The organism is Arthrobacter sp. 131MFCol6.1, assembly GCF_000374925.1.
In the GTDB taxonomy this organism is placed as follows: Bacteria; Actinomycetota; Actinomycetes; order Actinomycetales; family Micrococcaceae; genus Arthrobacter.
Map to the genome: position 1 here is coordinate 886,912 of NZ_KB895541.1, position 25,649 is coordinate 912,560.

General features: G+C 67.4%; 25 protein-coding genes and 1 pseudogene. 9 read left to right on the forward strand and 17 right to left on the reverse strand.

Features of this window, described 5'->3' with window-relative positions:
- The first annotated feature begins 36 nt into the window (after positions 1-36).
- A complete protein-coding gene (locus tag C566_RS0104215) occupies positions 37-363 on the forward strand; it encodes an ArsR/SmtB family transcription factor (RefSeq protein WP_026266371.1) in 327 nt (108 codons plus the stop codon).
- Positions 360-1,091, forward strand: a complete 732-nt coding sequence (locus C566_RS20725; protein WP_051082217.1) for a cation transporter — start codon at positions 360-362, stop codon at positions 1,089-1,091. Before C566_RS0104215 ends, C566_RS20725 begins: the two co-directional genes overlap by 4 nt.
- Before the next feature lie 59 nt (positions 1,092-1,150).
- Here C566_RS20725 and C566_RS0104225 read toward each other — a convergent pair whose 3' ends face one another.
- The 6 genes from C566_RS0104225 to C566_RS0104250 all read right to left on the reverse strand — a co-directional run bounded on the left by C566_RS0104225 (position 1,151) and on the right by C566_RS0104250 (position 7,505).
- Positions 1,151-2,722 carry an LCP family protein gene (locus tag C566_RS0104225; protein WP_018773092.1) on the reverse strand — a complete coding sequence of 524 codons (1,572 nt, stop codon included), beginning with the start codon at positions 2,720-2,722 and terminating at the stop codon, positions 1,151-1,153.
- 132 nt (positions 2,723-2,854) lie between these two features.
- Complete coding sequence (gene era / locus C566_RS0104230) at positions 2,855-3,814, reverse strand: GTPase Era (RefSeq protein ID WP_018773093.1); 960 nt, start codon at positions 3,812-3,814, stop codon at positions 2,855-2,857.
- Positions 3,798-5,129, reverse strand: a complete 1,332-nt coding sequence (locus C566_RS0104235; RefSeq protein ID WP_018773094.1) for a hemolysin family protein — start codon at positions 5,127-5,129, stop codon at positions 3,798-3,800. Before C566_RS0104235 ends, era begins: the two co-directional genes overlap by 17 nt.
- A complete protein-coding gene (gene ybeY, locus C566_RS0104240) occupies positions 5,126-5,599 on the reverse strand; it encodes an rRNA maturation RNase YbeY (protein ID WP_018773095.1) in 474 nt (157 codons plus the stop codon). The genes C566_RS0104235 and ybeY overlap by 4 nt, the downstream gene beginning before the upstream one ends.
- Positions 5,596-6,684, reverse strand: a complete 1,089-nt coding sequence (locus C566_RS0104245; RefSeq protein ID WP_018773096.1) for a PhoH family protein — start codon at positions 6,682-6,684, stop codon at positions 5,596-5,598. Before C566_RS0104245 ends, ybeY begins: the two co-directional genes overlap by 4 nt.
- Positions 6,685-6,989: 305 nt before the next feature.
- Positions 6,990-7,505, reverse strand: coding sequence for a flavin reductase family protein (locus tag C566_RS0104250; RefSeq protein WP_018773097.1), 516 nt, complete (start codon positions 7,503-7,505; stop codon positions 6,990-6,992).
- 167 nt (positions 7,506-7,672) lie between these two features.
- Between C566_RS0104250 and C566_RS0104255 the strand changes: the two genes are divergently transcribed.
- Positions 7,673-8,326, forward strand: coding sequence for a class I SAM-dependent DNA methyltransferase (locus tag C566_RS0104255; RefSeq protein WP_026266372.1), 654 nt, complete (start codon positions 7,673-7,675; stop codon positions 8,324-8,326).
- A gap of 46 nt (positions 8,327-8,372) precedes the next feature.
- On the opposite strand, the gene C566_RS0104260 is transcribed toward C566_RS0104255, so the two are convergent.
- Positions 8,373-9,419, reverse strand: a complete 1,047-nt coding sequence (locus C566_RS0104260) for an NAD-dependent epimerase/dehydratase family protein (protein WP_018773099.1) — start codon at positions 9,417-9,419, stop codon at positions 8,373-8,375.
- A 59-nt stretch (positions 9,420-9,478) separates the two neighbouring features.
- Between C566_RS0104260 and C566_RS0104265 the strand changes: the two genes are divergently transcribed.
- Positions 9,479-9,922, forward strand: coding sequence for a GNAT family N-acetyltransferase (locus C566_RS0104265; RefSeq protein ID WP_043465709.1), 444 nt, complete (start codon positions 9,479-9,481; stop codon positions 9,920-9,922).
- Between the two features lie 177 nt (positions 9,923-10,099).
- Here C566_RS0104265 and C566_RS23395 read toward each other — a convergent pair.
- From C566_RS23395 to C566_RS0104275, 3 genes and pseudogenes are all read right to left on the reverse strand, one after another.
- A pseudogene (locus C566_RS23395) lies at positions 10,100-10,330 on the reverse strand (GNAT family N-acetyltransferase); the annotation flags it as partial.
- 27 nt (positions 10,331-10,357) lie between these two features.
- Positions 10,358-10,597, reverse strand: a complete 240-nt coding sequence (locus C566_RS23070) for a hypothetical protein (protein WP_018773101.1) — start codon at positions 10,595-10,597, stop codon at positions 10,358-10,360.
- 87 nt (positions 10,598-10,684) lie between these two features.
- Positions 10,685-11,758 carry a DNA polymerase IV gene (locus C566_RS0104275; protein ID WP_442852615.1) on the reverse strand — a complete coding sequence of 358 codons (1,074 nt, stop codon included), beginning with the start codon at positions 11,756-11,758 and terminating at the stop codon, positions 10,685-10,687.
- Between the two features lie 356 nt (positions 11,759-12,114).
- On the opposite strand from C566_RS0104275, the gene C566_RS0104280 reads away from it, so the two are divergent.
- Positions 12,115-13,041, forward strand: coding sequence for a GerMN domain-containing protein (locus C566_RS0104280; protein ID WP_018773103.1), 927 nt, complete (start codon positions 12,115-12,117; stop codon positions 13,039-13,041).
- A gap of 52 nt (positions 13,042-13,093) precedes the next feature.
- Here the strand turns inward: C566_RS0104280 and C566_RS0104285 are convergent, their stop codons facing one another.
- The 3 genes from C566_RS0104285 to hrcA form a co-directional block, all read right to left on the reverse strand.
- Entirely contained in the window at positions 13,094-13,882 is a 789-nt protein-coding gene (locus C566_RS0104285; protein ID WP_018773104.1) for a 16S rRNA (uracil(1498)-N(3))-methyltransferase, read from the reverse strand.
- Between the two features lie 2 nt (positions 13,883-13,884).
- Entirely contained in the window at positions 13,885-15,015 is a 1,131-nt protein-coding gene (dnaJ, locus tag C566_RS0104290; protein ID WP_018773105.1) for a molecular chaperone DnaJ, read from the reverse strand.
- Between the two features lie 78 nt (positions 15,016-15,093).
- Positions 15,094-16,107: a heat-inducible transcriptional repressor HrcA gene (gene hrcA, locus C566_RS0104295; RefSeq protein ID WP_018773106.1), complete on the reverse strand. Its 1,014-nt coding sequence runs from the start codon at positions 16,105-16,107 to the stop codon at positions 15,094-15,096.
- Positions 16,108-16,424: 317 nt separating this feature from the next.
- Here hrcA and C566_RS0104300 point away from each other — a divergent pair, with 317 nt between their 5' ends.
- Complete coding sequence (locus tag C566_RS0104300) at positions 16,425-17,276, forward strand: DUF3097 domain-containing protein (RefSeq protein ID WP_018773107.1); 852 nt, start codon at positions 16,425-16,427, stop codon at positions 17,274-17,276.
- A 143-nt stretch (positions 17,277-17,419) separates the two neighbouring features.
- Positions 17,420-17,839 (forward strand): DUF4870 domain-containing protein, encoded by a 420-nt coding sequence (locus C566_RS0104305; protein ID WP_018773108.1) that lies wholly within the window; start codon positions 17,420-17,422, stop codon positions 17,837-17,839.
- Between the two features lie 131 nt (positions 17,840-17,970).
- On the opposite strand, the gene hemW is transcribed toward C566_RS0104305, so the two are convergent.
- Together hemW and lepA are read right to left on the reverse strand one after the other, a co-directional pair.
- Entirely contained in the window at positions 17,971-19,209 is a 1,239-nt protein-coding gene (hemW, locus tag C566_RS0104310; RefSeq protein ID WP_026266374.1) for a radical SAM family heme chaperone HemW, read from the reverse strand.
- A 45-nt stretch (positions 19,210-19,254) separates the two neighbouring features.
- The gene (lepA, locus tag C566_RS0104315; RefSeq protein WP_026266375.1) at positions 19,255-21,108 is read right to left on the reverse strand and encodes a translation elongation factor 4; all 1,854 of its coding nucleotides are present in this window, start codon (positions 21,106-21,108) and stop codon (positions 19,255-19,257) included.
- A 362-nt stretch (positions 21,109-21,470) separates the two neighbouring features.
- On the opposite strand from lepA, the gene C566_RS0104320 reads away from it, so the two are divergent.
- Positions 21,471-22,076, forward strand: coding sequence for a type II toxin-antitoxin system PemK/MazF family toxin (locus C566_RS0104320; RefSeq protein ID WP_018773111.1), 606 nt, complete (start codon positions 21,471-21,473; stop codon positions 22,074-22,076).
- Between the two features lie 203 nt (positions 22,077-22,279).
- On the forward strand, positions 22,280-22,540 hold the full coding sequence (gene rpsT, locus C566_RS0104325; protein ID WP_018773112.1) for a 30S ribosomal protein S20: 261 nt from the start codon (positions 22,280-22,282) through the stop codon (positions 22,538-22,540).
- A 179-nt stretch (positions 22,541-22,719) separates the two neighbouring features.
- Here the strand turns inward: rpsT and holA are convergent, their stop codons facing one another.
- Complete coding sequence (holA, locus tag C566_RS0104330; protein ID WP_018773113.1) at positions 22,720-23,736, reverse strand: DNA polymerase III subunit delta; 1,017 nt, start codon at positions 23,734-23,736, stop codon at positions 22,720-22,722.
- Positions 23,670-25,634, reverse strand: coding sequence for a ComEC/Rec2 family competence protein (locus C566_RS20735; RefSeq protein ID WP_231386240.1), 1,965 nt, complete (start codon positions 25,632-25,634; stop codon positions 23,670-23,672). The genes holA and C566_RS20735 overlap by 67 nt, the downstream gene beginning before the upstream one ends.
- Positions 25,635-25,649: the final 15 nt, after the last annotated feature.

Sequence of the window (25,649 nt, forward strand, 5' to 3'; positions counted from 1 at the left end):
CTTGCGTGAATACATCCTCAGCTGTACTTTCGGTTGATGGAAACGCTCACAAATGCCCCGGTGCTGGCACGGTTCGGTTATGCCGTGTCAGACCCGACACGGGCAGAGATCATGCTTGCCCTCACGGCTGCGCCGTCCTATCCCTCTGAGCTGGCGGATTCTCTTGGGGTATCCCGGCAGAGCATGTCGAACCACCTGACGTGCCTGCGGGGATGCGGTCTGGTCGTTGCCGTGCCCGAGGGGCGAAGGACCCGCTATGAGCTCGCCGATCAGCGCCTCGGCCATGCCCTCACGGATCTTCTGGGCGTCGTGCTCGCCGTGGACCCGGCCTGCTGCGCACCCGACGGGACGTGCACGCTGTGACGACATCCCTCCAGCTGTCGCCAGGCCCGGTCCGCCGTGCCGTCCTCAGCCGCCGGATCCGCCTGTTCGCGGCCGCCACCATCAGTTACAACCTCATCGAGGCCATTGTGGCTCTGTGGGCCGGGGGTACGGCCGACTCGTCGGCCCTCATCGGCTTTGGCCTGGATTCCATCATTGAGGTCGCGTCGGCGCTGGCGCTGTCGTGGCAGTTTTCCACCAAGGACCCCGAGCGGCGCGAACACCTCACCCTGCGGATGATCGCCGTTTCATTCTTCGCACTGGCCGCCTTTGTCTCCGCCGATGCGCTCAGTTCGATTCTCGGCGCCGGCCAGGCACAGCACTCGACCCCGGGCATCGTGATTGCCGCACTGAGCCTGCTGATCATGCCGGTCCTCTCCTGGCTCCAGCGCCGGGCCGGCCGGGAGCTCGGATCACGCACGGCGGTGGCTGATTCCAAACAGACCCTGCTCTGCACGTACCTGTCGGCGGTCCTGCTGGCGGGATTGGTACTGAACAGCACCCTTGGCTGGTGGTGGGCCGATGCCGGCGCGGCGCTGGTCATCGCCGCGATCGCCATCCGCGAAGGCATCAACGCCTGGCGCGGCGACGTCTGCTGCACGGTCCCCCATACGGCGGCCGGCAGCCTCCCGGCGGCGACGGAGCAGGCCTGCTGCGACGGCTGCGGCGCCGAAACAACACCTCCGCAGGCCGTCGCCCAGAACCCCTGACCAGAAAAAGGGTCCCCGTACAGAAAAGTCTGAACGGGGACCCTTTTTTGCGGGCGGGGTTAGCGCGTGATCAGTTCCGGGTTGGCCTGCTGGCAGACGGTGTCGCCGGCGGTCTGGTTGACGATGTCCTTGGGCAGCTGCGGGGCAGCAGCGGCGGCGGTCGGCGTCCCGTTGGCGAAGTCACTGCCCAGGTAGACCTGGACCCCGGTTACTCCGGCGGCCGGGAGCACCCGGTCCGGCGCCACGCCGAGCAGGGCCGCGACGTCCGCGGCGACGTCAGCGGAGTCCGCGCCGTAGTAGACCGCCGTCGCGGCGACGGACGGAGCCGTCAATTGGCCCACCTCGGTGAAGCCGGCGCCCTTGATGGCCTGCATGATTTCCTGGGTCCGGGCCGGAACGCCCGAGCCGTTGGCCACGGTGACGGGCTGCAGCGTCTTGTCATACGCCGGGGCGGTGGGGCTGGGAGTCGGCGTCGGCGTGGCGCTGGCACTCGGGGTAGTGCTCGGCTTCGCGGTCGGATCCGTCAGGTCCACGTCGTTGCGCATGGCGGCGAACAGCTGGGATGCCGCGGGCTCGGCCAGCTGCAGCCGGTTGATGTCCGCTTCGGCCGGGACTGTCGGGGTGGCAACGAAGGCTACTTTGCCGACGTCGATGTTCTTGAGCCGGTTGCCCACGGTCAGCAACGTCGGCACCGAGGCCAGGCCGTCGTCGATGGTCAGGTTCTTGGTGATCGCGTCCGCGATGCCAAGCATCCGGGCCGGGTTGGTGAGCGTGCCGTCGTCCTTGATCTTCCGGGTCAGGGCCGACAGGAAGCCCTGCTGGGCCTTGATCCGGCCGAGGTCGCCGCCGTCACCGAAGGCGTGCCGGGTGCGGACGAACGACAAGGCCTGCTCGCCCTGGACGGTGGAGGTGCCCTTGGGCAGCCGCAGCTTCGAATCGGGGTCGTATACGGCGTCGCTGACACACACTGACACGCCGCCGACGGCGTTGGAGAGTTCCTTGACGGCGTTGAAGTCGGCCATCATGAAGTGGTCGATTTCCAGGCCGGTGAGCTTGTTGACGGTGTCCACGGCGCAGCCGATGCCGGCCTCGGACATGGCCGAGTTGATCATGACACCGGTCTGGGCCGGGTACTCCTTGTTGGTTTTCGGATCCCTGCATTTGGGGATATCGACCAGCAGATCGCGGGGGAAGCTGACCACGTTGACCCGCTTGTTGTCCGCGGAGATGTCCATCAGCATCATTACATCCGAGTGCCCGTAGCCGGTTGCGTCATCGCTGGTGCCGTACTGCGAGTTCTTCCCGTCGCGCGTGTCCGAGCCAAGGATCAGGATCTGCATCCGGTCCGTCGAATCGTTCACGGCACCCTCGGTCTTGGTGCTGCCGGCGCTCAGCGGGGCCTTGGTGAGGTTGCCCTGGAGCCGGATGGCCCAGTAGGCGCCGAAAGCGATCACGCCGACCAAAAGCACGGCCACCACGCCTGTGAAGACTTTCAGCCAGGTGGGGGTCCGGCGGGCGGAGCCGAGGTGGCGGGCCGGACCAACGGCGGGATCGGCCGTGTGCCGGGCAGCGGCCGTTGACCGTGCCGGCGGGGCGGATCCATCGGCACGGTTGTCACGGGGTCGAACCACTTGTTGAGCCTTCCTAAACGAACGGGGAGTCAGCCCATTTTAGAGTCCGAATCTGAGAAAACGCCGATGGCCCTCTCTTGGGAGCGGCGGGAAGGGCCAACGGCCAAAATAGGGGCCTAAGAACAGCCCGGTTCAGAACCCCAGTTTGACGAGCTGCTTCGGGTCGCGCTGCCAGTCCTTGGCGACCTTGACGTGCAGGTCGAGGTAGATCCGGGCACCGAGCAGCGCCTCGATCGCCTTGCGCGCGTTGGTCCCGACCTCGCGGAGCCGGGCGCCGCCCTTGCCGATGATGATGGCCTTCTGGGAGGGGCGCTCGACGTACAGGTTGACACGGACGTCCAGGAACGGCCGGTCTTCGGGACGGCCTTCCCGCGGAACGATCTCATCGACGACGACCGCCAGGGAGTGCGGCAATTCGTCGCGGACGCCTTCGAGGGCTGCTTCCCGGATGAGTTCGGCGATCATCACCGCTTCCGGTTCGTCCGTCAGGTGTCCGTCCGGGTACAGCGGCGGCGACGCCGGCATGTGGCCGATCAGGACGTCGGCAAGGGTGTCGACCTGGAATCCGTCCGTGGCGGAGACCGGGACGATGTCCTTCCAGCCCTCCTCGCCGAGGACCTCGCGGCCCAGGGCAGCGACGGCGAGCAGCTGCTCGGTGAGCGCCTGGCGGTCCACGGTGTCGGCCTTGGTCACGATCGCGATGATTGGCTTGTTGGGGATGGCGGCGAGCTGGGCGGCAATGAACTTGTCCCCGGGGCCGATCTTCTCGTTGGCCGGCAGGCAGAAGCCGATCGCGTCGACCTCGGCGAGGGTGTCGGCGACCAGTTCGTTCAGCCGCTTCCCCAGCAGCGTGCGCGGGCGGTGCAGGCCCGGGGTGTCGACGAGGATCAGCTGGGCGTCGTCCCGGTGCACGATGCCACGGATTGTGTGGCGCGTGGTCTGGGGCTTGGCCGAGGTGATCGCGACTTTTTGGCCGACCAGGGCGTTGGTGAGGGTGGACTTGCCCGCATTGGGCCGCCCGACCAGCACCGAGAAACCGGCGCGGTAGCCGCCGTAGGCTGCTTCGCCGTCGGACTTATTCTGCTTGCTCACGTGAGACTCCCTGTTGGATTGGTGCGGCCTCGTCGAGAAGGTCTTCAAGGTCAGTTTGTTCTTTTGCCACGGCGGCCGCAATGATGTGGCTGACGCGGTTCCGCCGGCCCTCCAGCCTGTCGGCGCGGAGGGACAGTCCGTGGACCTGGACGGTGCTGCCGACAATCGGCACCCGCCCGAGGGCCTTGGCCAGCAGGCCGCCCACGGTGTCTACTTCGTCGTCGTCGAGCTCGAGGTCGAAGAGTTCGCCGAGGTCCTCGATGCTCATGCGGGCGCTGACCCGGTAGCTTCCGTCCCCCAGGGCCACGGCCTCGGCGCTTTCGGTGTCGTATTCGTCCACGATTTCGCCGACGATTTCCTCGATGAGGTCCTCGAGCGTGACCAGCCCCGCAGTTCCGCCGTATTCGTCAATGACGATCGCAACGTGCGTGGATTCTTTCTGGAGTTCGCGCAGCAGGTCACTGACGAGCTTCGAGTCCGGCACGTAGCGGACCTCGCGGGCCACCTCGTCCACGACCGGGGGTTCCTCGTCCGGGCCGAGGTTGTGGAGCGAGGCGGCAACGTCCTTCAAGTACACAATGCCCAGGATCTGGTCCGTGTTTTCGCCGATGACCGGGATCCGCGAATACCCGGAGCGCAGGAACAGGGACATCGCACGGTGCAGGCTGGATCCGGAGTCGATCGTGAGGATGTCGGTCCGCGGCACCATGACGGAGCGGACCAGGGTGTCCCCGAAGTCGAAGACCGACTGGATCAGCTCGGCCTCGTTGTCCTCGATCACGTCGGACTCGGTGGCCCGGTCCACGAGTTCGCGGAATTCCTCTTCGCTGAAGAACGCCTCGCTGTCGGCCGGCGCGCCGGGCGCTACGACGCTGCCGAGCCGCACCAGCCAGCCCGGGATCGGGCCGAGCACGGCATAGAGGGACCGGACCAGCGGGGCGCTGAACCGGACCAGGGCGGCGGAATGGACCCGGCCGAGCTGCCGCGGGGACACGCCGACGATCACGAAGCCGACCAGCGCCATGATGCCGGTGGCCGCCAGCCCGGCCAGCCAGACGTTGTCCAGCATGCTGTAGAGGAGGACGGTGACGGCGACGGCGGCGGCCATCTCGAACCAGACCCGCCAGAACCGCAGGGCGCGCATGTGCCCCACGGGATGGGCCAGGATGCGTTTGAGCGAGGTGCCCCTGCTGTTCAGGACCGCCTGTTCGGCGTCGTGCCGGGGCAGGAAGTTGAAGGCGGACTCGGCAGCGGTGAGCACTGCGGCAAAGCTAAGGAACACCAGCGCCATGCCGGCGAGGATCAGTGGGGTCACTGAACCGTCTCGGACGGGGCTGCTTTGCCGGTGAAGGCGGTCAGGAGTTCGCGCTGCAGCCCGAACATCTCTTCCTTCTCTTCCGGCTCGGCGTGGTCATAGCCCAGCAGGTGCAGGATGCCGTGCGTGGTCAGCAGCAGCATCTCGTCTTGGGTGGAGTGGCCGGCGTTGCGGGCCTGGACCTCGGCCACCTGGGGGCAGATGGCGATGTCGCCGAGCATGCCCTGCGGTGTCGGCTTGTCCGGCGTGCCCGGCGTCAGCTCGTCCATGGGGACCGAGAGGACGTCGGTGGAGCCGGGCTCGTCCATCAGTTCGAGGTGCAGCTTTTCCATGGCCGGTTCGTCCACCAGCAGGATGGACAGCTCCGCCTGCGGGTGGATGTAGAGGCTTTCGAAGATGAAACGCGACAGCGCCACGAGCTCGGACTCGTCCACGACGACGCCGGATTCGTTGTTAACCTCAATGCTCATGCGTGTTCTCCCCGCGTTTCCCGGGCAACGGAGTGCTTGACCCGGTTCCTTTGGACTTCGTCCCAGATGCTGTACGCGTTGACGATATCCCCCACGAGGCGGTGCCGGACGACGTCGGAGGCATCCAGGATCGAGAAGTTGACGTCCTCGATTCCCTGCAGGATCTCCTCGACAATCCTGAGCCCCGAGCGGGTGCCGAAGGGCAGGTCCACCTGGGTGATGTCGCCGGTGACCACCATCTTGGAGCCGAAGCCCAGACGGGTCAGGAACATCTTCATCTGCTCCGGCGTGGTGTTCTGGGCCTCATCGAGGATGATGAAGGCATCGTTGAGCGTGCGGCCCCGCATGTAGGCCAGCGGGGCGACCTCGATGGTGCCGGCTGCCATGAGGCGGGGAATCGATTCGGGGTCCATCATGTCGTGCAGGGCGTCGTAGAGGGGCCGCAGGTAGGGGTCGATCTTGTCGCTCAGGGTGCCCGGCAGGAAGCCGAGCCGCTCCCCCGCCTCGACGGCAGGACGGGTCAGGATGATGCGGCTGACTTCCTTCTGCTGCAGGGCCTGGACCGCCTTGGCCATTGCCAGGTAGGTCTTGCCGGTACCGGCCGGCCCGATCCCGAAGATGACAGTGTTCGCGTCGATCGCGTCCACATAGTTCTTCTGGTTCAGCGTCTTGGGCCGGATGGTCTTCCCGCGGGTGGAGAGGATGTTGGTGGTCAGCACTTCCACGGGGTTCTGCAGTGACTGGCTGCGGAGCATGGAGACGAGCTGCTGCAGCACGGCCGGGGTGATGACGGTGCCTCGGGCCACCAGCCCGCGCACCTCATTGAGCAGGCGCATGATGCGCGGCACGTCGGCGGCAGGCCCGCTGATCGCAAGCTCGTTGCCCCGGACGTGGAAATCGACGGCGGGGAACTGGTTTTCGATGAATCTTAAGGCTTCGTCATGGCTGCCCAGCGACTGGACCATCTGCTCTGAGTCGTCGAACAAGACCACCTCCGTCCGCAGCCCTGGTAGGGAGTGGGGAAATTCCCCTGCGGTGCGTTCTCGGGCGCTGAACCGGGCCTTGCCGTTCGCTGCTTCAGTCATGGTGTTGGCCCGCGGGCCTCTGGTCCCCTCCAGTATGAATATGGTCTGTCGCCGTGATCCGTACCGACGGCGGTTCGCACCGCCCGCGGCCGGGGTCAACGGGTCCTTCCATCTTACGCCAGCGCGGCGCGGCCGACGCCGGAGGGGATCCGGCGCCGGCCGTTACGGGTACGTATTACCGAAGACGACCCACCCATCCAGCCAGTGGGCGCCTGTTGCCGGGCACGGCTGTTCCGCGTTGCCAGGTTGCGGCTCCGGTTGCGGCTCCGGTTGCGGCTGCGGCTCCGGTTCCGGCGTCGACACGGTCATGCCACGCTCTCCAGCGCGCCGGCGCAGGACCGGACGCCCACGTAACTTCCCTTGTAGAAGAGCAGGGGCTCAGCATCGGGACGGGCGCCCAGGGAGCGGACAGCGCCGACGACGATCGTGTGGTCGCCGCCGTCGTACTCCTGGTGGAGTTCGCAGTCCACCCACGCCAGGGCCCGGTCCAGAACGGGGTTACCCAGCGGCGAAGGAGAGTGGCCGACGCCGGCGAACTTGTCCGTCCCCGAGCGCGCGAACTGCCCCGCCAGGTGCTGGTGCTCAGCGGGCAGGATGTTCACGGTAAACCGGCCCGCCGAACGCAGCAGCGGCCAGGTGCTGGACGTCCGCGCGGGGCTGAACGTGACCAGAGCCGGCTCCAGGGACAGGGACGCGAAGGACTGGCAGGTGAAACCGGCCGGCCCGTGCTGCGTTGCCGCGGTGATCACCGTCAGCCCGGTGGCGAAGTGTCCAAGAATGTGGCGGAGTGTCGTCGGGCTGAGATCAGTTTGTTCCGTCATGGCGGGTCCTTTCGAGCGCTGGTAGCCCCAATCAACCACCGCGGACACGGGTTCCCAAGCCGGCCGCAACGCACTGTCGCGCAGCGACACAACGCGTCACGGACCCGTTGCATGACGTAAGAATCGGGCGCCACGGGTTCGCCGGCCATGGCCGTTAGGCTCGGTTGATGGCAAACCACGAAAATTTGATGGCCGTCAGATCCGCGTACGACACGGTCGCCGAGACCTATTCGGCGGTGATCCCGGATACCAGCTTCGAGGCCACGCTGGATATGGCCATGGTGGACCACTTCATCGCGCACCTGCGCGCCACGGCAGGCCGGACGGTGATCGACGTCGGATGCGGTACCGGACGAATGGCCAGTTACCTCGGCCACGCGGGGCTGAACGTCAGCGGTGTCGACGTGTCGCCCGAAATGGTCCGGGTCGCGCAACAACTGCATCCCGGGCTGCTGTTCGAAGTCGGAGAGCTGGCGGACCTGCCCAAAGCCGACGCAGCCGCGGACGGTGTACTCGCCTGGTATTCGATCATCCACTCTCCCCCGACGGCGCTGCCGGCGATCGCGCGCGAGTTCTGGAGAGCGCTCCGCCCTGGCGGTTCGGCGCTCGTCGCTTTCCACGCCGGCAGCGGCCACCACACGATTGACCGCGCCTACGGACATGACGTCGAGCTCCGCACGGAACTGCACGCCCCCGACGAGGTGGCACTCCGGTTCACGGAACAGGGCTTTGCGATGCGCGCCCAGCTGGTGCGTTCACCAAGGGCCATGGAAAAACATCCGCAGGCCGCCATTCTCGTCGACAAACCCCTCGCCCCTTAAGCCCTTAGCCCCCTCAAACCCATAGCCCCTTCAAACCTGTAGCCCATTACAGGGGACGTTGGCGTGTCCGCAGGGCGGAACCAGCGGTGAACTGCTCTTCACGGCTGTAGTCGAGATAGTGCCCGAGGGACGGATCGTCGGTTCCCGGCATGGCTCCGGCCGCTGCCGCCTTCACCAGCCAGTCCACCTGATGCGGGATGGTCTGGGCATATGTCCCAACCGGCTCATAGGCCAGGACGAGGGAGGCCGTGGTGCTGAGTACCAGCGGGGGCCGAAAATCCCACGGGTGGTCGCCGAGGCCCGCGGGTGCGCTGTCATCCAGGAGCACCTCTTCCCAGTGGTGGCCCAGGTGGCGGGCGATTGCTGCGGCGATCTGCCGGGCATTCGGCGCATCTGGATCGGCGCTGTTGAGGATCCGTGCCGCGGGCACGGCGGCCACCCGTTCCACGAGGGCCGCCGTGTTCACCGCTGCCGTCGTGTGGTCCGCGCCCTGCCCCGCATGGGCCAGGAATACGGCCGGGCGCCGGTCGAGCACCCGTTTGACGAACATCCATTCCCGGGGCAGGGCCGCGCCCTCACCATGCACCTTGGAGGCCCGGATCACTGTCACCGGATGGCCGCTGTCCAGGAGGGTGTGCTCTGCGGCCACCTTGTTCGCGCCATAGCCTTCCCGGGAGTCGTAGTCCCCGGTTCCCGGCCGCATGGTCGGATTGTTCTCGAGGATGGGCTCATCAAAGCGGGGCGGTACATCGGAATTGACGTGATTGCCGGCGGCGTCAACGTACACGGCCTTGCTCGAGAGCATGACGGTCGAGGACACCGAGGCCAGGTGCGGCAGGAGTTGCCGGGCGTCGGCGTCGGTGTAGCAGACCGCGTCCACGAGGAGATCGGCGCCACCGGCTATCACCCCGGCCATGGCGGCGTCGTCACGACGTTCGGCGGCGATAAATCGGACACCGGCGGCAGCCAGGTCAGCCGGCATCTTGGTCCGGTCCCGGCCCGTCATGTCCACGGCCCAGCCGGCACGGATCAGCCGCCACGCAATCGCGCGGCCGAGAACGCCAGTGCCTCCAAGGATTACTGCCCGTTTCATTCGTCCGACTCTAACGGACGGGTGCTTTTGCTGACGCACCGCCAAAGTAGGGTACTTCCATGTTCATCATTCGCGAAGGGCGCCCAGACGATGTGCCCGGCCTTGCGACGCTAAGGGCCACGTGGGCGGCGGAACAGGACCCCGCACTCATGGACGATCCAGCCTTCGATGCCGCCTTCCGAGAGTGGATGACTGCCAGTCCCCGAAAGTTCTTCGTGGCCGACTACGGTGGCGAACTAGTCGGGATGCTCAACCTGATGATTTTCGAGCGGATGCCCAAACCGGGGACGGAATCGTCCCGGTGGGTCTATCTGGGCAACGCCTACGTCCTTCCGGAGTTTCGGAACGCCGGAGTCGGCGGCCAACTCGTGGACGCCTCGATCCGGTTCGCACAAAGCATCAATGCCGTACGGATGGTGCTTTCCCCCTCCGACGAATCACGCGGCTTTTACGCACGGCTTGGTTTCGAGCCGGCCGGGGAACTGAACATTCTCAGGTTCTGACGCCTCGGATCCGCCAGGCTGATGCGCCGGCTCCGGCATGATGGACCCATGGAATTGCAGACTGAGCGTCTCCTCCTGCGCGAATACACGATGGATGATTTTGCAGCGGTACATTACCACCTGATAGCGCACGGTCGGTGGGTGACCTCAGCCGACCGTCGGCGTGGATGTGCCCGGCTAAATGTCGGAGCGGACCATCCGCATCTCAGGTAGTTGCTCCCAGTCGGGTGAAAGCAATTTTCGTGTCCCATCGGGCTGAAAACCGTTCTTGGCATAAAGGGCCCGAGCGCGGGGGTTGGCCTCAAGCACCCACAGGTAGGCGGGTAAATCGCCGACGGCGGCCCTCAGCAGGGCCTCCCCGAGTCCAGTGCCATGGGTGCGCCCCAGTGTGTAGATGGAGTAAAGCTCAAGTTCTCCGGGTAAGTCATCGTCACGTCACGTGCCTGCGTCGGCAAATCCGACGATTTCATTGCCCTTGTCCAGGGCGATGATTCGAGGCTCGGCGCTGTCCAGATAAGGTCGGCGTTTTTCCACGCGCTCCGGGATGCTGGCACGGCGCGCATCGAAGAACGCCGGGGACAGAAGGTGGCCGTAGCATTCCTCATGGGCCCGGGTGTGCATCCGGACTACGGCATCAGCGTCCCCACCCGCGGCCTGGCGGATCTGGTATTCCATCCTCCCAGCATAGCTTTGACTTGAGGGGTTCCCAGGGTCACTTTCAGCCTGCCCGCAGAACGCTGCGGCGGTAAGGCAGCGACGCCGTCACCAACCGCCGCGCGTCGGTGTATGTCCCGTTCGGGCATCGTCGGGCATTGCCATTTCGGCCCGCAGGCCCAGGAGCCGGATCGGACGGCCCGCTTCGATTCCGGCTGCGAGGTCCAAGGCCCGCGAGAGGATTTCGTCCCGGTCGAATGTCTCGGGAATCTTCCTCGCGTGTGTCTTGGTGACGAACGGCGCGTAGCGAACCTTCAGGGTCAGTCCAACCACGGGCCGTCCTTCGGCCACAACATCCTCCAGGACACGCGCCGTCAGCTCCCTCACGGCGTCGTCCACCTGTGCGGGCTCGGTCAGGTCGCGCTGGAAGGTGGTCTCCCGGCTATGCCCGCGGGCAACCCACGGGGTGGCGTCCACAACGCTGGTGCCGTCCCCGCGGCCGAGCTCCGCGTACCAAGGTCCCATCCTGGGGCCGAACTCCGGCACCAGGTCTTGGGGGTCGGACGCGGCGAGCTCGGCGACTGTGTTGATGCCGAGTTTGGCCAGCCGGCCCGACACCTTGGTTCCGACGCCCCACAGGTCCTTCGTGGGCCGACTGCCCATGACAGCGAGCCAGTTCCCGGCAGTGAGACGGAAGACGCCGGCCGGTTTGCCGAAACCGGTGGCGACCTTGGCTCGGACCAGGGTGTCGCCGATGCCCACGCTGCAATGCAGCTGCGTGCGCTCCAGGACAGCGGCCTGCACCTGCCGGGCGTAGGCTTCCGGATTCTCTGTCTTGATGCCCACAAAGGCTTCGTCCCACCCCAACACCTGCACGGTGGCGCCGGGCTGCGCGCGCAGGGTAGCCATGACCGTTTCAGACGCCGCCAGGTAAGCCTCCTGATCGACTGGCAGGATCACGGCGTCGGGCACTTTCCGGGCCGCAATGCGTAAGGGCATGCCCGAACCGACGCCGAATGCCCGGGCTTCGTAGGATGCGGTCGACACCACAGCGCGTTCCGTGGGATCGCCACGGCCGCCGACAATGATCGGCTTGCCAGCAAGCTCCGGCCGCCGGAGTACTTCGACAGCCGCGATGAACTGGTCGAGATCGACGTGCAGCACCCACGGGATTCCGCTCACGCCACCAGTCTGCCCTAAACGACCCCGGCAGGGATCGCTGGCTGAGCAACGATGGGCGCCACCGGCGTCCGCGCCTGGAACCACCAGCGGGCCAATTTAGGTATCAACTTTGTATCGGCCTCATATCGTTCCCGTTGCAGTTCCGGCGCCGGGGCCCAAACCCGGCTGCCGCACCGTGCCCATGTGCCATGCTGGAATCCGGCTCCCCCGGGATCGCCGCGCCGATCTCCGGCCGGTGAGGGACGGGTGCGGCCGCCAGCGGCCGACGACGGCTACAAACGGATCATCACCGCGGAACGCGGGGCGTAAGACGAAGGGACAGCGGCATCAGCAAGCGTGGAGTTCAGCAGCCATCGGTGGGGCGCATCCGCCGCGCCGCGCTGGCGTTGGCGCTGCCTGCCGCCCTCGTCCTGTCCGGCTGCGTGGCGACGCCGCAGAGCGGCATCACGAATTCCAGCAGCCCGTCGGAACTCATTCCCGTCCCGGCGTCGGGCGTGCCCACCACGAGCGCTCCGCTCGAGACAGCCCAGACGTCGAACAAGGCTCCCGTGTATTGGATCGGCCGGGGCAATGACAACGCGTTTCTCTACCGCGAGTTCCGCGATGTTCCGGACCAGGACAATCCCGTCACCCGTGCCCTGCGGGTCATGATGTCGCAGAAGCCGCTGGACCCGGACTTTTTCACGCCCTGGCAGAATCCGAAGAAGCTGGCGACGTCGATTTCCGGCAAGAACGTCATCACGGTGGATGTCTCCGCTGATGCCTTCAACAGCAACGTGGATGCGGCCATGGCCGAGCGCGCCATCCAGCAGCTCGTCTACACGGCGACAGCTGCCGCGGCCAGCGCCGGCCTCATCGATGCCGGACAGCAGGTCCAGGTGGTTGTGCTGGTGGACGGTCACACGGACTACGTCGCCTTCAACCACGTCCGTCTGGGCGAGCCGACGTCCCGCAGCGCCGGGATGGTGGCCCCAGTGTGGATCATTGATCCGCAGGAGGGCACGTCCGTGGGCGACGGTTCGGTCAAGATCCGTGGCCGCAGCACCGTCCAGGGCGGGAAGCTCCGCTGGGCGATCCTCAAGGTCGACGGCGACGGCGACAACGCCAAGACCGCGTATCTCAACGGCAGCGCCACCGCCTCGGCCGATGCAACCCAGTCCGGGCTGTTCACCTTGTCCGTGAACCTCGGCCCGGGCAATTACGAGGTCCGGGTGTCCCAGGTGGACGCATCCGACAGCGCCAAGGAAGTATTCCAGGACACCCGCGGGTTCACGGTCAAATAACCGTCACCGTCAAATAGCCGCCACTGTCACCGGTGACGGCGGCTGCCGCGGGTCACCAGCGGCCGAGGATGTCGCTGGCCAGCACCGTGGCGGCGGGCCCCGCCGTGGACGAACGCAGAACATGGTGCCCCAAAAGGGCCGTGACCGCGCCGGCGTCGCAGAGCCGGGTCACCTCCCGCGGACTGATGCCGCCTTCCGGACCCACGATCAGCAGGACCTCACGGGATCCGGCATCGCCTGCCATGACCTCGCCGGGCTGCGCGGATTCCAACCAGGATTCCAGGACGAGCCGCAGCGGGCGCACGGCGTCTTCATGCAGGATGACGGCGAGATCTGCCGCCGCCACGGCCGCCTGCAGCCCGGCGCCGTCGACGGCGGCCCGGACCTCGGGAATCCATGCCCGGCGCGCCTGTTTGGCGGCGGCCGTCACCACCGACTGCCATTTGGCATGCGCCTTGGCGGCCCGCTCGGCCTTCCACCGCACGATGGACCGCTCGGCCTGCCAGGGAATGACGGCGTCGATGCCCAGTTCTGTCGCGGTCTCGGCCGCGAGTTCGTCGCGATCGCCCTTGGCGAGGGCCTGGACCAGGACCAGCCGGGTTCCGGGCCGCGGTTCCTCGGCAAGGTCCATGCATTCGACGGTCAGCTGCCCGGGAGCGACGGCGGTCACGGCGCCGGTCAGGCGTTTGCCGGCGCCGTCCGCGATGTCGACGGTTTCCCCGACGGCGATCCGCTTGACGGTGACGGCGTGGCGTGCCTCGCCGCCCTCAAGGACGAAGACCGAGCCGGGGACCTGCTGGTCCAGGGTGCCTGGTGCGGTGAAGAAGACCGGGTTACTCACCGCTACAGGTTACCGAGCCGGTCCCGCAGTTTGGCGAAGACGCCGCCGCTGGCCGCAAGCTTTCCTTCCGTGAGGTGCTCGCCGCGGTGCTTGGCCAACTGGCGGAGCAGTTCTTCCTGGACGTGATCGAGCTTGACCGGCGTTTCCACCTGCAGGTGCACCTTCAGGTCGCCGCGACCGTGACCGCGCAGGTGCGTGACGCCGAGGCCGCGCAGGGTGATGATCTCGCCCGACTGGGTGCCGGCCTTGACGTCGATCTCCTGCTGTCCGTCGAAGGTGTCGAGGGATATTTCGGTGCCGAGCGCGGCTGCGGTCATGGGAATGTTGAGGCTCGCGTGGAGGTCATCGCCCTCGCGCACGTAGGTGGGGTCGTTGTTGACCCGGATCTCCACGTACAGGTCCCCGGCGGGGCCGCCTGCAGGGCCTGCCTCGCCCTGGCCGGACAGCTGGATGCGGGTGCCGGTGGCGACGCCGGCCGGGACCTTGACGGTCAGGGAGCGGCGGCTGCGGATCCGGCCCTGGCCGCTGCATTCGTTGCACGGGTCCTTGATGACGGTGCCGAAGCCCTCGCAGGATCCGCAGGGGGCGGATGTCATGACCTGGCCCAGGATGGACCGCACGGCGCGCTGGACCTGACCGCTGCCGCCACAGATGTCGCAGCGGACCGGGTGGGTGCCCTCGCGGCAGCAGGACCCCTCGCACGTGGGGCAGATGACGGCCGTGTCGACCTCGAGCTTCTTGTTCACACCGAACACTGCGTCGCGGAGGTCGATGCGGACGCTGATCAGCGCGTCCTGGCCGCGGCGGACCCGGGACGCCGGGCCGCCCTGGCCGCCGCCGGCGCCGAAGAAGGTCTCGAAGATGTCCTGGAAGGCGAAGCCCTGGCCCGAGTAGCTGCCGCCGCCGAAGCCGTTGTCGGTGCCGTTCTCGTTGCCGGTGGTGTCATAGACCCGGCGCTTCTGCGGATCAGAGAGGACCTCGTAGGCGTGGGTGACGGCCTTAAACCTGTCCGAGGCATCTTCCCCGGGGTTCACGTCCGGGTGCAGGGTGCGGGCCAGTTTCCGGTAGGCCTTCTTGATCTCCTCCCCCGATGCGTCGCGGGAGACTCCAAGAACGTCGTAGTGGCTGCTCAAAGTGTGTATCTCTTCCTTTTCGTACTGCCTGTGGGGCACTGCCTGTGGGGCAAGAAGTCGTGTTCGGTCCCGGGCCTGTCAGGGCCCCAGGATCCTCGAAAGGTAGCGGGCCACCGCGCGGACGGCGGCCATGGTGGTGGGATAGTCCATCCGGGTGGGCCCAAGCACGCCGACCTTGGCCGTGGCGTCCGGCCCGTAGGCGGTGGCCACAACGGAGGCCTCGGCCAGACCGTCGTAAGGGTTTTCCCGGCCGATGCTGACCGTGACACCCCGCGGGTCTTCGGCCATTTCGCTGAGCAGGCGGAGCATGACCACCTGCTCCTCGAGGGCCTCCAGTACGGGGCCGATGCTGAGCGGGAAGTCCACGTTGGAGCGGGCCAGGTTGGCGGTGCCGGCCATGACCATGCGCTCTTCGCGGCTGCTCGTGGCCAGGGCCTCCAGGCCGCGGGCCAGCGCCTGGGCCGCTCCGCGCCGAGCGGGCGGGCCACCGGCAACGACGGCGGGCAGCAGCTGCGGCATCAGGCTCAGCGGGGTTCCGGAGAGGCTGGCCAGAAAGCTGGTCCGCAGTTCCGCCAGCGCGTCGTCGGGAAGGTCCTGCCCGACGTCGATCACGCGCTGCTCCACCTTGCCGGTGTCCGCGATCAGTACCGCCAGCACTTTCCGGGGCGCCAGCAGCACGAACTCGATGTGCCGCACCCGGGCGCGGCTGAGCAGCGGATACTGCACGACGGCGACCTGGTTGGTCAGGTGCGAGAGGAGCCTCACGGTCCGGTCAAGAATGTCGTCGAGGTCGTCGGATCCTTCCAGCAGCGCCTGGATGGCCCGGCGCTCGGCCGGGGACAACGGCTTCACCGCTGAGATCTGGTCGACGAAAAGCCGGTAGCCCTTGTCAGTGGGGATCCGGCCGGCGCTCGTGTGCGGTGCCGTGATCAGGCCCTCGTCTTCCAGCGCCGCCATGTCGTTTCGGATCGTGGCGCTGGAGACGCCGAGATGGTGCCGTTCCACGAGCGCTTTGGAACCCACGGGCTCACGCGAATGGACGTAGTCCTCCACGATGGCGCGCAGCACTTCGAGTTTGCGCGGTTCGCTCACGCTCCACCTCCAATCGACTGTCCCGCAGTCGGTGCCGTCCGCCGTGTCCGGTCCGGGTCCACAAGTGCTGCACGGACGGTCCGCATCAGGACAAGGGTTAGCACTCGACATGCCTAAGTGCTAACCAGTCTAATATGAGTCGCCGCGTTGTTAGCATTGGATTCGCTCCAGGCGTGGCCCGCGGGAACGCGATTCCCGTCACGCCGGTGCCGAGACCGTGGCAGCCGCTGCCGTTGCCGCGCCGTCGCGGTCCGGTTCCGGCCCCGGAGAGTTCCACCGACCGCCGTACATTCCGAGTGCAAAGTAAGCGTGTAGAGATGTCGTACCAGAACTGGGGACCCCAGGACCTGTCCGCCCCCGCCAAGACCCAGTTGCCGGAAGTCCCGGTGGAACGCGGGATGGTCCTCGAGGAGGTCCAGTCCGGCTGGGTGGGGGCCGTGACCCGGGTGGAGAAGTCCGGCGGCATGCACGTGGTGGCGTTGGAGGACCGGCGCGGCAAGTCGCGGTCCTTCCGCCTCGGCTTCGGCTTCCTCCTGGAGGGCCAGCCCATCCGCCTGATGCCGCCGGCCCCGAAGAAAGCGGCACCGGCCGCCGGTGCCGGCCGCACGGCGTCGGGCTCGGTGCGGGTGGCGGGGCAGCGCGCCCAGGTGGCCAAGGCCAGCCGTATCTGGGTGGAGGGAAAGCACGACGCCGAGCTCGTGGAGAAGGTGTGGGGCGATGACCTCCGGGTGGAGGGCATCGTCGTCGAACCCCTGCACGGCATTGACGACCTCGCGGCCGCCGTGGCGGAGTTCGGCCCGGGCCCGGGGCGGCGCCTCGGCGTGCTCGTGGACCACCTGGTGCCCGACTCCAAGGAGTCGCGGATCGCCGATGCCGTCATGGCCTCACCGGGCGCCGCCGGCAACGTCCTCATTGTGGGGCACCCCTACGTGGACGTGTGGCAGGCCATCCGGCCCGCGGTCCTGGGGATCGAGCAGTGGCCGGTGATCCCCCGCGGCGCGGACTGGAAGACCGGCATCCTGATGGCTTTCGGCTGGCCCCACTCCACAAAGGAGGACATCGGCCTGGGTTGGCAGAAACTCCTGGGTGCTGTCCGCAGCTACGCTGATCTGGAGGCGTCGCTGCTCGGCCGCGTGGAAGAGGTCATTGACTTCCTCACTGTGCCCTAGTCCGCCGCGGCGGCCGCCCCTGATCTCCATTTCCGGGCGCGAGCAAGTATTCTTGAAACGGCGGCCGCGCTTCCAGTGCGGTCCCGGCTAGTTCAGGCACAACCCAGGCAGCAACGCATCACCGCAATCCGAAGGGCTACACCGTGGCAGATAACGCACGCGAACACACGGGCAATCAGGCTGGCCATGGCCAGCCCCCGTACCATGGGGTTCCGGCAAACGCGCTGCCGCTGACGGCCAGCGAGGACCGCCAGTGGGCCACGCTCGCCCACTTCGGCGGCATCCTTGGCTGCGTGCCGTCGCTGCTGATCTACCTCATCTTCAAGGACCGCGGCCCGTTCACGGCGCAGGAATCCAAGGAAGCCCTCAATTTCACGCTGCCGCCGACCATCGCTGCAGTGCTGGCCAATCTGCTGGTCTTCATCCCGGTGGTGGGCAACCTCTTCGCCGTGCTCGCCACGGTGATCTGGATTGCTGTGACGTGCTTCTCGGTGGCGGCAGGCATCCACGTCAACCGCGGCCAGCCGCACCGTTACGAGTTCAACCTGCGCTGGATCAAATAGCCGGCCCGGACCAAGCTAAAGAGAGCCGGCCGCTGCCCGTATGGGGCAGCGGCCGGCTCTTTTTTGTGCCGCAGGCCGTCTGCGGCGCTGATGCGGGCAGCCAAATTGTGGAGGCTTTGCGGCCGGGCAGACTAGTCCGGCAGGATCCTGCGGACGACGGCGTCGGCCAGCAGCCGGCCTTTGAGCGTGAGGATGAGCCGGCCCTTGAACGCGGCCGCGGGGTCCACGAGGCCGTCAGCGATCAGCCCCGCGACGGCGTGCCTGCCGGTGTCCCCCAAGCCGCCGAGGCTCGGGATATCGAGTCCGGAGTTCAGCCGGGCCTCGAGCATGACGCGTTCCACGTGGCGGGTTTCGGTGTCCAGCGTTTCGCGTCCGGCGGCAGGTGAGACGCCGGCGCCGAGGCGGTTGGCGTAGGCGGTGGGGTGCTTGACGTTCCACCAGCGGACGCCGCCGACGTGCGAGTGCGCCCCGGGCCCGATGCCCCACCAGTCGTCCCCGCGCCAGTAGGCGAGGTTGTGCCTGCAGGCCTGTTCGGGGGTGCGGGACCAGTTGCTGACCTCGTACCAGGCGAGCCCGGCGGCGGAAATCAGCTCGTCGGCGAGTTCGTATTTGGCGGCGTGGTCGTCGTCGTCGATTTCCGGGACTTCGCCACGGCGGATCTGCGCGGCAAGCTTGGTGCCGTCTTCAACGATCAGGGCATAGGCGCTGATGTGGTCGGGGGCGTAGGAGAGTGCGGTCTCGAGCGAGTGGCGCCAGTCTTCCAGCGACTCCCCTGGCGTCCCGTAAATGAGGTCGAGGCTGACGGCGAGCCCGGCATCGCGCGCCCACTGAACCACCTCGGGCACCCGGCTCGGCGTGTGGGTGCGGTCCAGGACCTTCAGGACATGCGGCACGGCCGACTGCATGCCGAACGAGACCCGGGTGAACCCGGCGTCGGCGAGCAGCTGCAGGGATTCGGGCGTGACGGAATCGGGGTTCGCCTCGGTGGTTACCTCGGCGCCGGGCTGCAGGCCCCAGGCGCCGATCGCGGCTGTGAGGATGCGCGCCAGATCCTCCGCCGGCAGCAGCGTGGGGGTGCCGCCGCCGAAGAAGACCGTGCTGAGCGGACGGTCAGGCAGGCCGCTGCCCCTCAGGGCCGCGGCGGCGAACTCCACTTCCGCGATCGCGGTGGCGGCGTAGGCGTCCTGGGAGGCCCCGCCGCCCAGCTCGGTGGCGGTGTAGGTGTTGAAATCGCAGTACCCGCAGCGGACCGCGCAGAACGGGATGTGCACATACAACCCGAAAGCGCGCTGACCGGCGCCCTCGCGCGCCTGGGCGGGCAGGAGCCCGTCCGGCGGCGCCGGGTCGCCGAGGGGAAGGACGCTAGGCACGGGCCCGGCCTGCCGATACTGCAGCAACAGTCATTACCTGCACCGTTACTTCTTGGCCTTGTCCTTGGACTCGTCCGTTGTCAGCGCGGCGATGAAGGCCTCCTGCGGCACCTCGACGCGTCCCACCATCTTCATGCGCTTCTTGCCTTCCTTCTGCTTTTCCAGCAGCTTGCGCTTTCGGGTGATGTCACCGCCGTAGCACTTGGCCAGGACATCCTTGCGGATGGCGCGGATGCTTTCGCGGGCGATGATCCGGGAGCCGATGGCGGCCTGGATGGGCACCTCGAACTGCTGGCGCGGAATGAGCTCGCGCAGCTTGCCGGTCATCATCACGCCGTAGGCGTAGGCCTTGTCACGGTGGGTGATTGCGGAGAATGCATCAACCTGCTCGCCCTGGAGCATGATGTCAACCTTGACCAGGTCGGCCACCTGCTCGCCGTCGGCCTTCCAGTCCAGTGACCCGTAGCCGCGGGTCTTGGACTTGAGGATGTCGAAGAAATCGAAGACGATTTCGGCCAGCGGCAGGCGGTAACGGATTTCCACCCGGTCCTCGGAGAGGTAGTCCATGCCGCCCATGACGCCGCGCCGGCTCTGGCACAGCTCCATGATGGCGCCGACAAACTCGTTCGGCGCAAGGATGGTGGCGGACACCATCGGCTCGCGGACTTCCGCGATCTTGCCGGTGGGGTATTCGCTGGGGTTCGTGACGTGGACGACCTTCTTGTCCTCCAGCGTCACCTCGTATTCCACGTTGGGCGCGGTGGAAATCAGGTCCAGGTTGTATTCGCGTTCGAGCCGCTCGCGCGTGATTTCCAGGTGCAGCAGGCCCAGGAAACCCACCCGGAAGCCGAATCCCAGCGCGGCCGACGTTTCCGGCTCATACACCAGCGCGGCGTCGTTGAGCATCAGCTTCTCCAGCGCATCGCGGAGCACCGGATAGTCCGTGCCATCGAGCGGATACAGGCCGGAGAAGACCATCGGCTTGGCGTCCGCATAGCCGGGGAGAGACTCGGTGGCCGGCTTGGCCAGGTTGGTGACCGTGTCGCCCACCTTGGACAGGCGGACGTCCTTCACACCGGTGATGAGGTAGCCCACCTCGCCGACGCCAAGGCCCTTGGAGGGGGTGGGTTCCGGGGAGCTCACACCGATCTCAAGGAGCTCGTGCGTGGCACGGGTGGACATCATCTGGATGCGTTCACGCGGGTGCAGCATGCCGTCGACCACGCGGACGTAGGTGACCACACCGCGGTAGGTGTCGTAGACCGAGTCGAAGATCATGGCCCGGGCGGGGGCGTTCGGGTCGCCCACCGGGGCCGGAAGGTCGCGGACAATCTTGTCCAGCAGAACCTCGACGCCCATGCCGGTCTTGCCGGAGACGCGGAGCACGTCGTCGGGGTCGCCGCCGATCAGGTTGGCGAGTTCCGCCGCGTACTTCTCCGGCTGTGCTGCCGGGAGGTCGATCTTGTTCAGGACCGGGATGATCGTGAGGTTGTTTTCCATCGCCAGGTAGAGGTTGGCGAGGGTCTGGGCCTCGATGCCCTGGGCCGCGTCCACCAGCAGGATCGCACCTTCGCAGGCCGCGAGCGAGCGGGAGACCTCGTACGTGAAGTCAACGTGCCCGGGGGTGTCGATCATGTTCAGCGCGTAGCTGGTGCCGTCGAGTTCCCAGGGCATGCGGACGGCCTGGGATTTGATGGTGATGCCGCGTTCGCGCTCAATGTCCATGCGGTCCAGGTACTGGGCCTTCATGTCACGGGACTGGACAACACCAGTGAACTGGAGCATCCGGTCGGCCAGTGTGGATTTGCCGTGGTCAATGTGCGCAATGATGCAGAAGTTCCGGATGATGGCCGGATCTGTTGCGGCGGGCACCGGGGCGGTGCGGGCCATGGGAGACACGCAGGGTCCTAACTGTTGGCATTACTGTTGGCTTTTCCACGGCTCGGTGCGGATGCTCGTATGCCATCCTGCGACGTGGCGCATTTCTGTCCCTATAGTCTCCCACGTCCGGGTCAGTGGCAGTGCATCCCTGCGTTGCGTTGCGCACTCTGCCAGCTCCGGTGGGCTCTCGGCGGGATTCCGCCCGCGGGTCCCGCCTCGATTCTGCTGCGGTTCCGGCCGCGGCTCTGGCCTCGCTGGGTCGCTCCGGGGGCAGCATCCGCCGGCCGCCTGCCGCCAGCCGGGCACCGCCCCTCTCGCCCTCCCATACCCTGCCCCTTTCTCTGCCCTTCCCCTGCGGGGGTTGCCGGTATGGTTTCCCCATGGCTTGGAACTTACGATCGATCAGCGGCGCCGTCCGCGATGCCCTGCGCTTCCTGGACAAACTCGGCGGCTCCGCACCGGGGACCACCCGCGGGCCGGCGGCGAAACCCGCCGGAAAACCTGCGGCGAAGCGGCGGCCCGGCCAGGCACGTCCCGGCACCCCGACCCGCGCCACAGGCGGCACCCCGGCCGCCGGACTGACCGGGACATATCCCGGCGACTTCCGGGGGCGGGCCGCCGTCCGCTACGCCCCCGCACCCAACGGCCTGCCCGAGCCCGGAGAAATCGTCTGGACCTGGGTGCCCTACGAGGAGGACTATTCCCAGGGCAAGGACCGCCCGGTGCTGCTGGTGGGCACCAGTGGCCGGTATTTGCTGGGACTGATGCTGACGAGCAAGGACCACGACGGCGACTCCCGCCGGTCGGATGACTACGTGGACATCGGCACGGGACCCTGGGACCGCCAGGGCCGGCCCAGCGAAGCGAAGCTGGACCGGGTTCTGCAGATCAATTCCAAGGACATCCGGCGCGAAGGGGCGATCCTGGACGCAGGCCGCTTCAACCTCGTCGCGGCCGCGCTGCGGGAGAGCCGCGGCTGGAGCTGACCCGGCGGACACCCTGTGCGGCGGCGGATCGCCACCCGCACTCGTGCCTGCACGTTGATCTCTGCTATTATTTACAGCTGTGTGTCCGTGCAGGTCGACGGCCACAGATGGTTGGTCGCCATAGGTATCCCCACGCCGCTCAGTCAATGGCCAATCTGAAAGCCCTCTAGACCATTTTCCGCATTGAAAAAGAGAGTTCACACGTGGCTAATATCAAGTCCCAGAAGAAGCGCATCCTGACCAACGAAAAGGCTCGCCTGCGCAACAACGCAGTCAAGTCCGAGCTGAAGACGGCCATCCGCGCCGTCAACACCGCCGTTGAGTCCACCGACAAGGATGCTGCGGCTGTTGCACTGCTTTCTGCCAGCCGCAAGCTGGACAAGGCCGTCAGCAAGGGTGTTCTCCACAAGAACAACGCTGCAAACCGCAAGTCGGCCATCTCCAAGAAGGTCAACGCGCTCTAAGGTTTCCAGTTCACTTGAACTGATGATTGTGGCCGGCACCCCTTGGGTGCCGGCCACATCCAGTTAAGACGTACCGTCATGAACCAACTTCGCGCCCATTCGGGTACGCCGCCAACTGGCCGCGCCGGGTCCGGACCCGCAGGGCCGACAGGCCCGGACCCTAGGTTCGAACGCGGGTGTCAGGAACTTCGCGCTGAAGTGGCAATCACCGTCACCGCATGTTCCACGGCATAAACGGGATCCCGGGAGAGGCCCTTAACCTGGGCGTCGGCCTCGGCGGTGACCTGGATGGAGCGGACCAGCCCCTCGGGCGTCCAGCGCCGGACTTCCCGCTGGGCCTGTTCGACGAGCCAAGGCTGCATTCCCAGTTGCTTGGCGATCTGCGAGGACGACCCCTGCGCACCGGCCACCTTAGCCAGGGAGCGCAACTTCGACGCCAGGGCAGCCACGATCGGAACGGGGTCCGCGCCGGTGGCCAGGGCATGGCGAAGTGTGGAGAGGGCCAGGGGGCCGTTGCCGGCCATCGCGGCGTCTGCGACCTTGAAAGCTGTTGCCTCGACCCGGCCGCCGTAGTACTTGTCCACCATTGCCGAGTCCACGCCGGTGGTGGCGTCAGCGATCAGCTGGCTGCAGGCGGCGGCTAGTTCCGCGAGTTGCGCGCCGACGGCGTTGACGAGGGCGTGCACGGCGTCGGGCTCGATACGACGGGAGGCCGCCCGGAACTCGGCCGTGACGAAGGCGATTTTCTCGGCGTCCTTTTTGAGCGGCTGGCAGTCGACTACGGGCCAGCCCGCGGCCTTGATGGCGTCCAGCAGCTTCTTGCCGCGCACTCCCCCGCCGTGGCGGAGCACCAGGAAGGCGTCCGGTTCCGGCTGGGCCACATATTTCAAGGCATCGGCGAGGAAGGCATCGTTCATCGCCTCGAGCCCGTCGACCTCGATGAGCTTTTGTTCGCCGAACAGTGAAGGGCTGACGTTCATTGCCAGGGACCCGGCTGTGTAGCTGCCGGCATTGAGCCGCGTAATTTCGACGTCGGGCGCCACCGCGCGGACTTGCCCGCGGATACGGTCCATGGCTCGGGCACCCAGGTAGTCTTCCGGACCGCCCACCAGGACGACGGCAGCAGGTGTCACGTCGCGCCAGGTGGCGGTGTTCGACGCCGAGGTCCTGGGCCGTTGGGTCTGGGCAGCAGCCACTCGTGATTCCTCCCGGAAGTTGGTTTGCGGACTCTAAGCGTCCCACGCCCGGACCGGTGGTCCAAGCCGCGGCTATAGGTCTGCCGGGCGGCTGACCGTGCCGCCGCCTGCGACCGTCCGTCGAGGACGGCCACCACCCGCGCGTGCGCCGCCAGGACACCCCGAACAACCGCGGCCGGGTGCAGGGCGAGCCACGCCGTCGCCAGCACAGTCGCGGAAAAGAGTCCCATGGTGGCTGCGCCGAAGGCCCCTTCCGGCCAAGGCAGGGCGGCGCCCGGGAGGGCCGCGAAGAACCGCGCGACGCCCGCCACTGCGCCTGCGAAGACAGCAGCTGCGGCCATGAGGAGGCCCGCTGCGGCGGGGACAGCGGGCAGGAGCGCCGCGCCGGCCGTGCCGAGGAGTGTTACTGGCGCCACGAGCGCTGCAGCGGCCATATTCGCGGGCAGGGCGTAGGCGCCGAACTGCGGCTGCAACAGTACGATCGCCGGGGCGCAGAAGAGCTGGGCGGAGAGGGGGACGGCGACGCCGGCTGCCGCCCAGCGCGGCACCGAGGGTGGCAGCCAGTCCATGATGCGGCGTCCGGTGACAACGATTCCCAGCGTGGCCAGGACCGAGAGCAGGAACCCGAAGCTGGTCGCCAGGACCGGCTGCGCCACCAGCAGGCCGATGACGGCCACGCAGAGCAGGCTGAGTCCGCGCCCTGCCCGGCCAAAGGCCACGGACGCGAGGCCGATGCTGCCCATGAGCGAGGCCCTCAGCACGCTGGGATCGGGTCCCACCATGAGGACGAACAGCGCGAGCCCCGCGAGACTGGCCCCAGCGGCTGCTGTGCGCGGAAGCCGGAGGGTGCGGGCGGTGAGCAGCAGCGTCCCCAGGATCAGGCTGCAGTTTGCCCCGCTGACGGCTGTCAGGTGCGTCATCCCGACGGTCTTCATGGCGGCTTCCAACTCGGCGTCCAGGGCGCTGGTGTCACCGGTGACCATGCCGGGCAGCAGCCCGCCGGCGTCGCCCCCGAACCGTGCCGCCGCGGCGGTGAAGGCGCGGCGTAGCTCCCCGGGACCCTGCTGCCAGGGCCCGGGTCCACGCAACAGGGTCGGCGCGGACGTCGCTGCCATGAGTCCCGTCTCCGGCTGTCCTGGAGCGGCCGGCCGGAGCTTGCCTGTGGCGCGCAGGTGCTGGCCCGGAACGGCGTCTCCCCACGAGGCCCCGCCCATGACGACGAGTCGGGCGTCCCCTGCGACCCTGTGGCCGCCGAAGGTCATCGCGGTCAGCTTCACGGGAACTGCCCAGCGGTCGGCCAGGCCACCGGCCCCGGGAATCCTGAGCCGCCGCGGGGCGCTTTCAATTTCCAGTTCCGCGACGACGGCCGCGCGGGCGGCCACGGCTTCGGCGATTGCGCCGTCATGCCGCTGGGAGGCCTCGACGGCGGCGTGCGCGGCCGCCGCGAGGGAGAGCGACAGCGCCACTGCCACCGTGGCACGTAAGCTGCGCGGAGCCGCCTGCCCGGCACTGGGGCCGAGCCCGGCGCCGCCGCGCCCAATCCTGGCGCGCCGCTTCCCCTCCGGCCGGATCCCAGAACGGCCGAGTTTGACGCGGCCGGGCAAGAAGAGCATGATTCCGGCCGCCGCCGCCAGGGCAGTGCAGAGGCCGGCCAGTCCAGCAGGGGGCAACCAGTTCCCGGCACCGGCGGTACCCCAGACGAGGAGTGCCGGGAACACCAGCCGCAGGTCCGTCCGCCGTCTCCGTGCGATCTGGCGCTGACGAGAGGCGGTGTCACGCGCGGGTTTGAGTGCTTCGCGGATCTGGCCGGCGGCCACCGGATCATCGTGCTCCTTGCGGGCCGGGGAACGGACGGCCGCGTCGGCGTAGCGCTGCCATCTGCTCGGTGGGACCCTCACAGAACCCAGCCGGCT

Excerpts from the sequence above, each read along its gene's own strand:
- C566_RS0104215 (WP_026266371.1), top strand. The coding sequence starts at position 37 with ATGGAAACGCTCACAAATGCCCCGGTGCTGGCACGGTTCGGTTATGCC.
- ybeY (WP_018773095.1), bottom strand. The coding sequence starts at position 5,599 with ATGAGCATTGAGGTTAACAACGAATCCGGCGTCGTCGTGGACGAGTCC.
- C566_RS0104245 (WP_018773096.1), bottom strand. The coding sequence starts at position 6,684 with ATGACTGAAGCAGCGAACGGCAAGGCCCGGTTCAGCGCCCGAGAACGC.
- C566_RS0104250 (WP_018773097.1), bottom strand. The coding sequence starts at position 7,505 with ATGACGGAACAAACTGATCTCAGCCCGACGACACTCCGCCACATTCTT.
- C566_RS0104255 (WP_026266372.1), top strand. The coding sequence starts at position 7,673 with ATGGCAAACCACGAAAATTTGATGGCCGTCAGATCCGCGTACGACACG.
- C566_RS0104260 (WP_018773099.1), bottom strand. The coding sequence starts at position 9,419 with ATGAAACGGGCAGTAATCCTTGGAGGCACTGGCGTTCTCGGCCGCGCG.
- C566_RS0104265 (WP_043465709.1), top strand. The coding sequence starts at position 9,479 with ATGTTCATCATTCGCGAAGGGCGCCCAGACGATGTGCCCGGCCTTGCG.
- C566_RS23070 (WP_018773101.1), bottom strand. The coding sequence starts at position 10,597 with ATGGAATACCAGATCCGCCAGGCCGCGGGTGGGGACGCTGATGCCGTA.
- C566_RS0104300 (WP_018773107.1), top strand. The coding sequence starts at position 16,425 with ATGTCGTACCAGAACTGGGGACCCCAGGACCTGTCCGCCCCCGCCAAG.
- C566_RS0104320 (WP_018773111.1), top strand. The coding sequence starts at position 21,471 with ATGGCTTGGAACTTACGATCGATCAGCGGCGCCGTCCGCGATGCCCTG.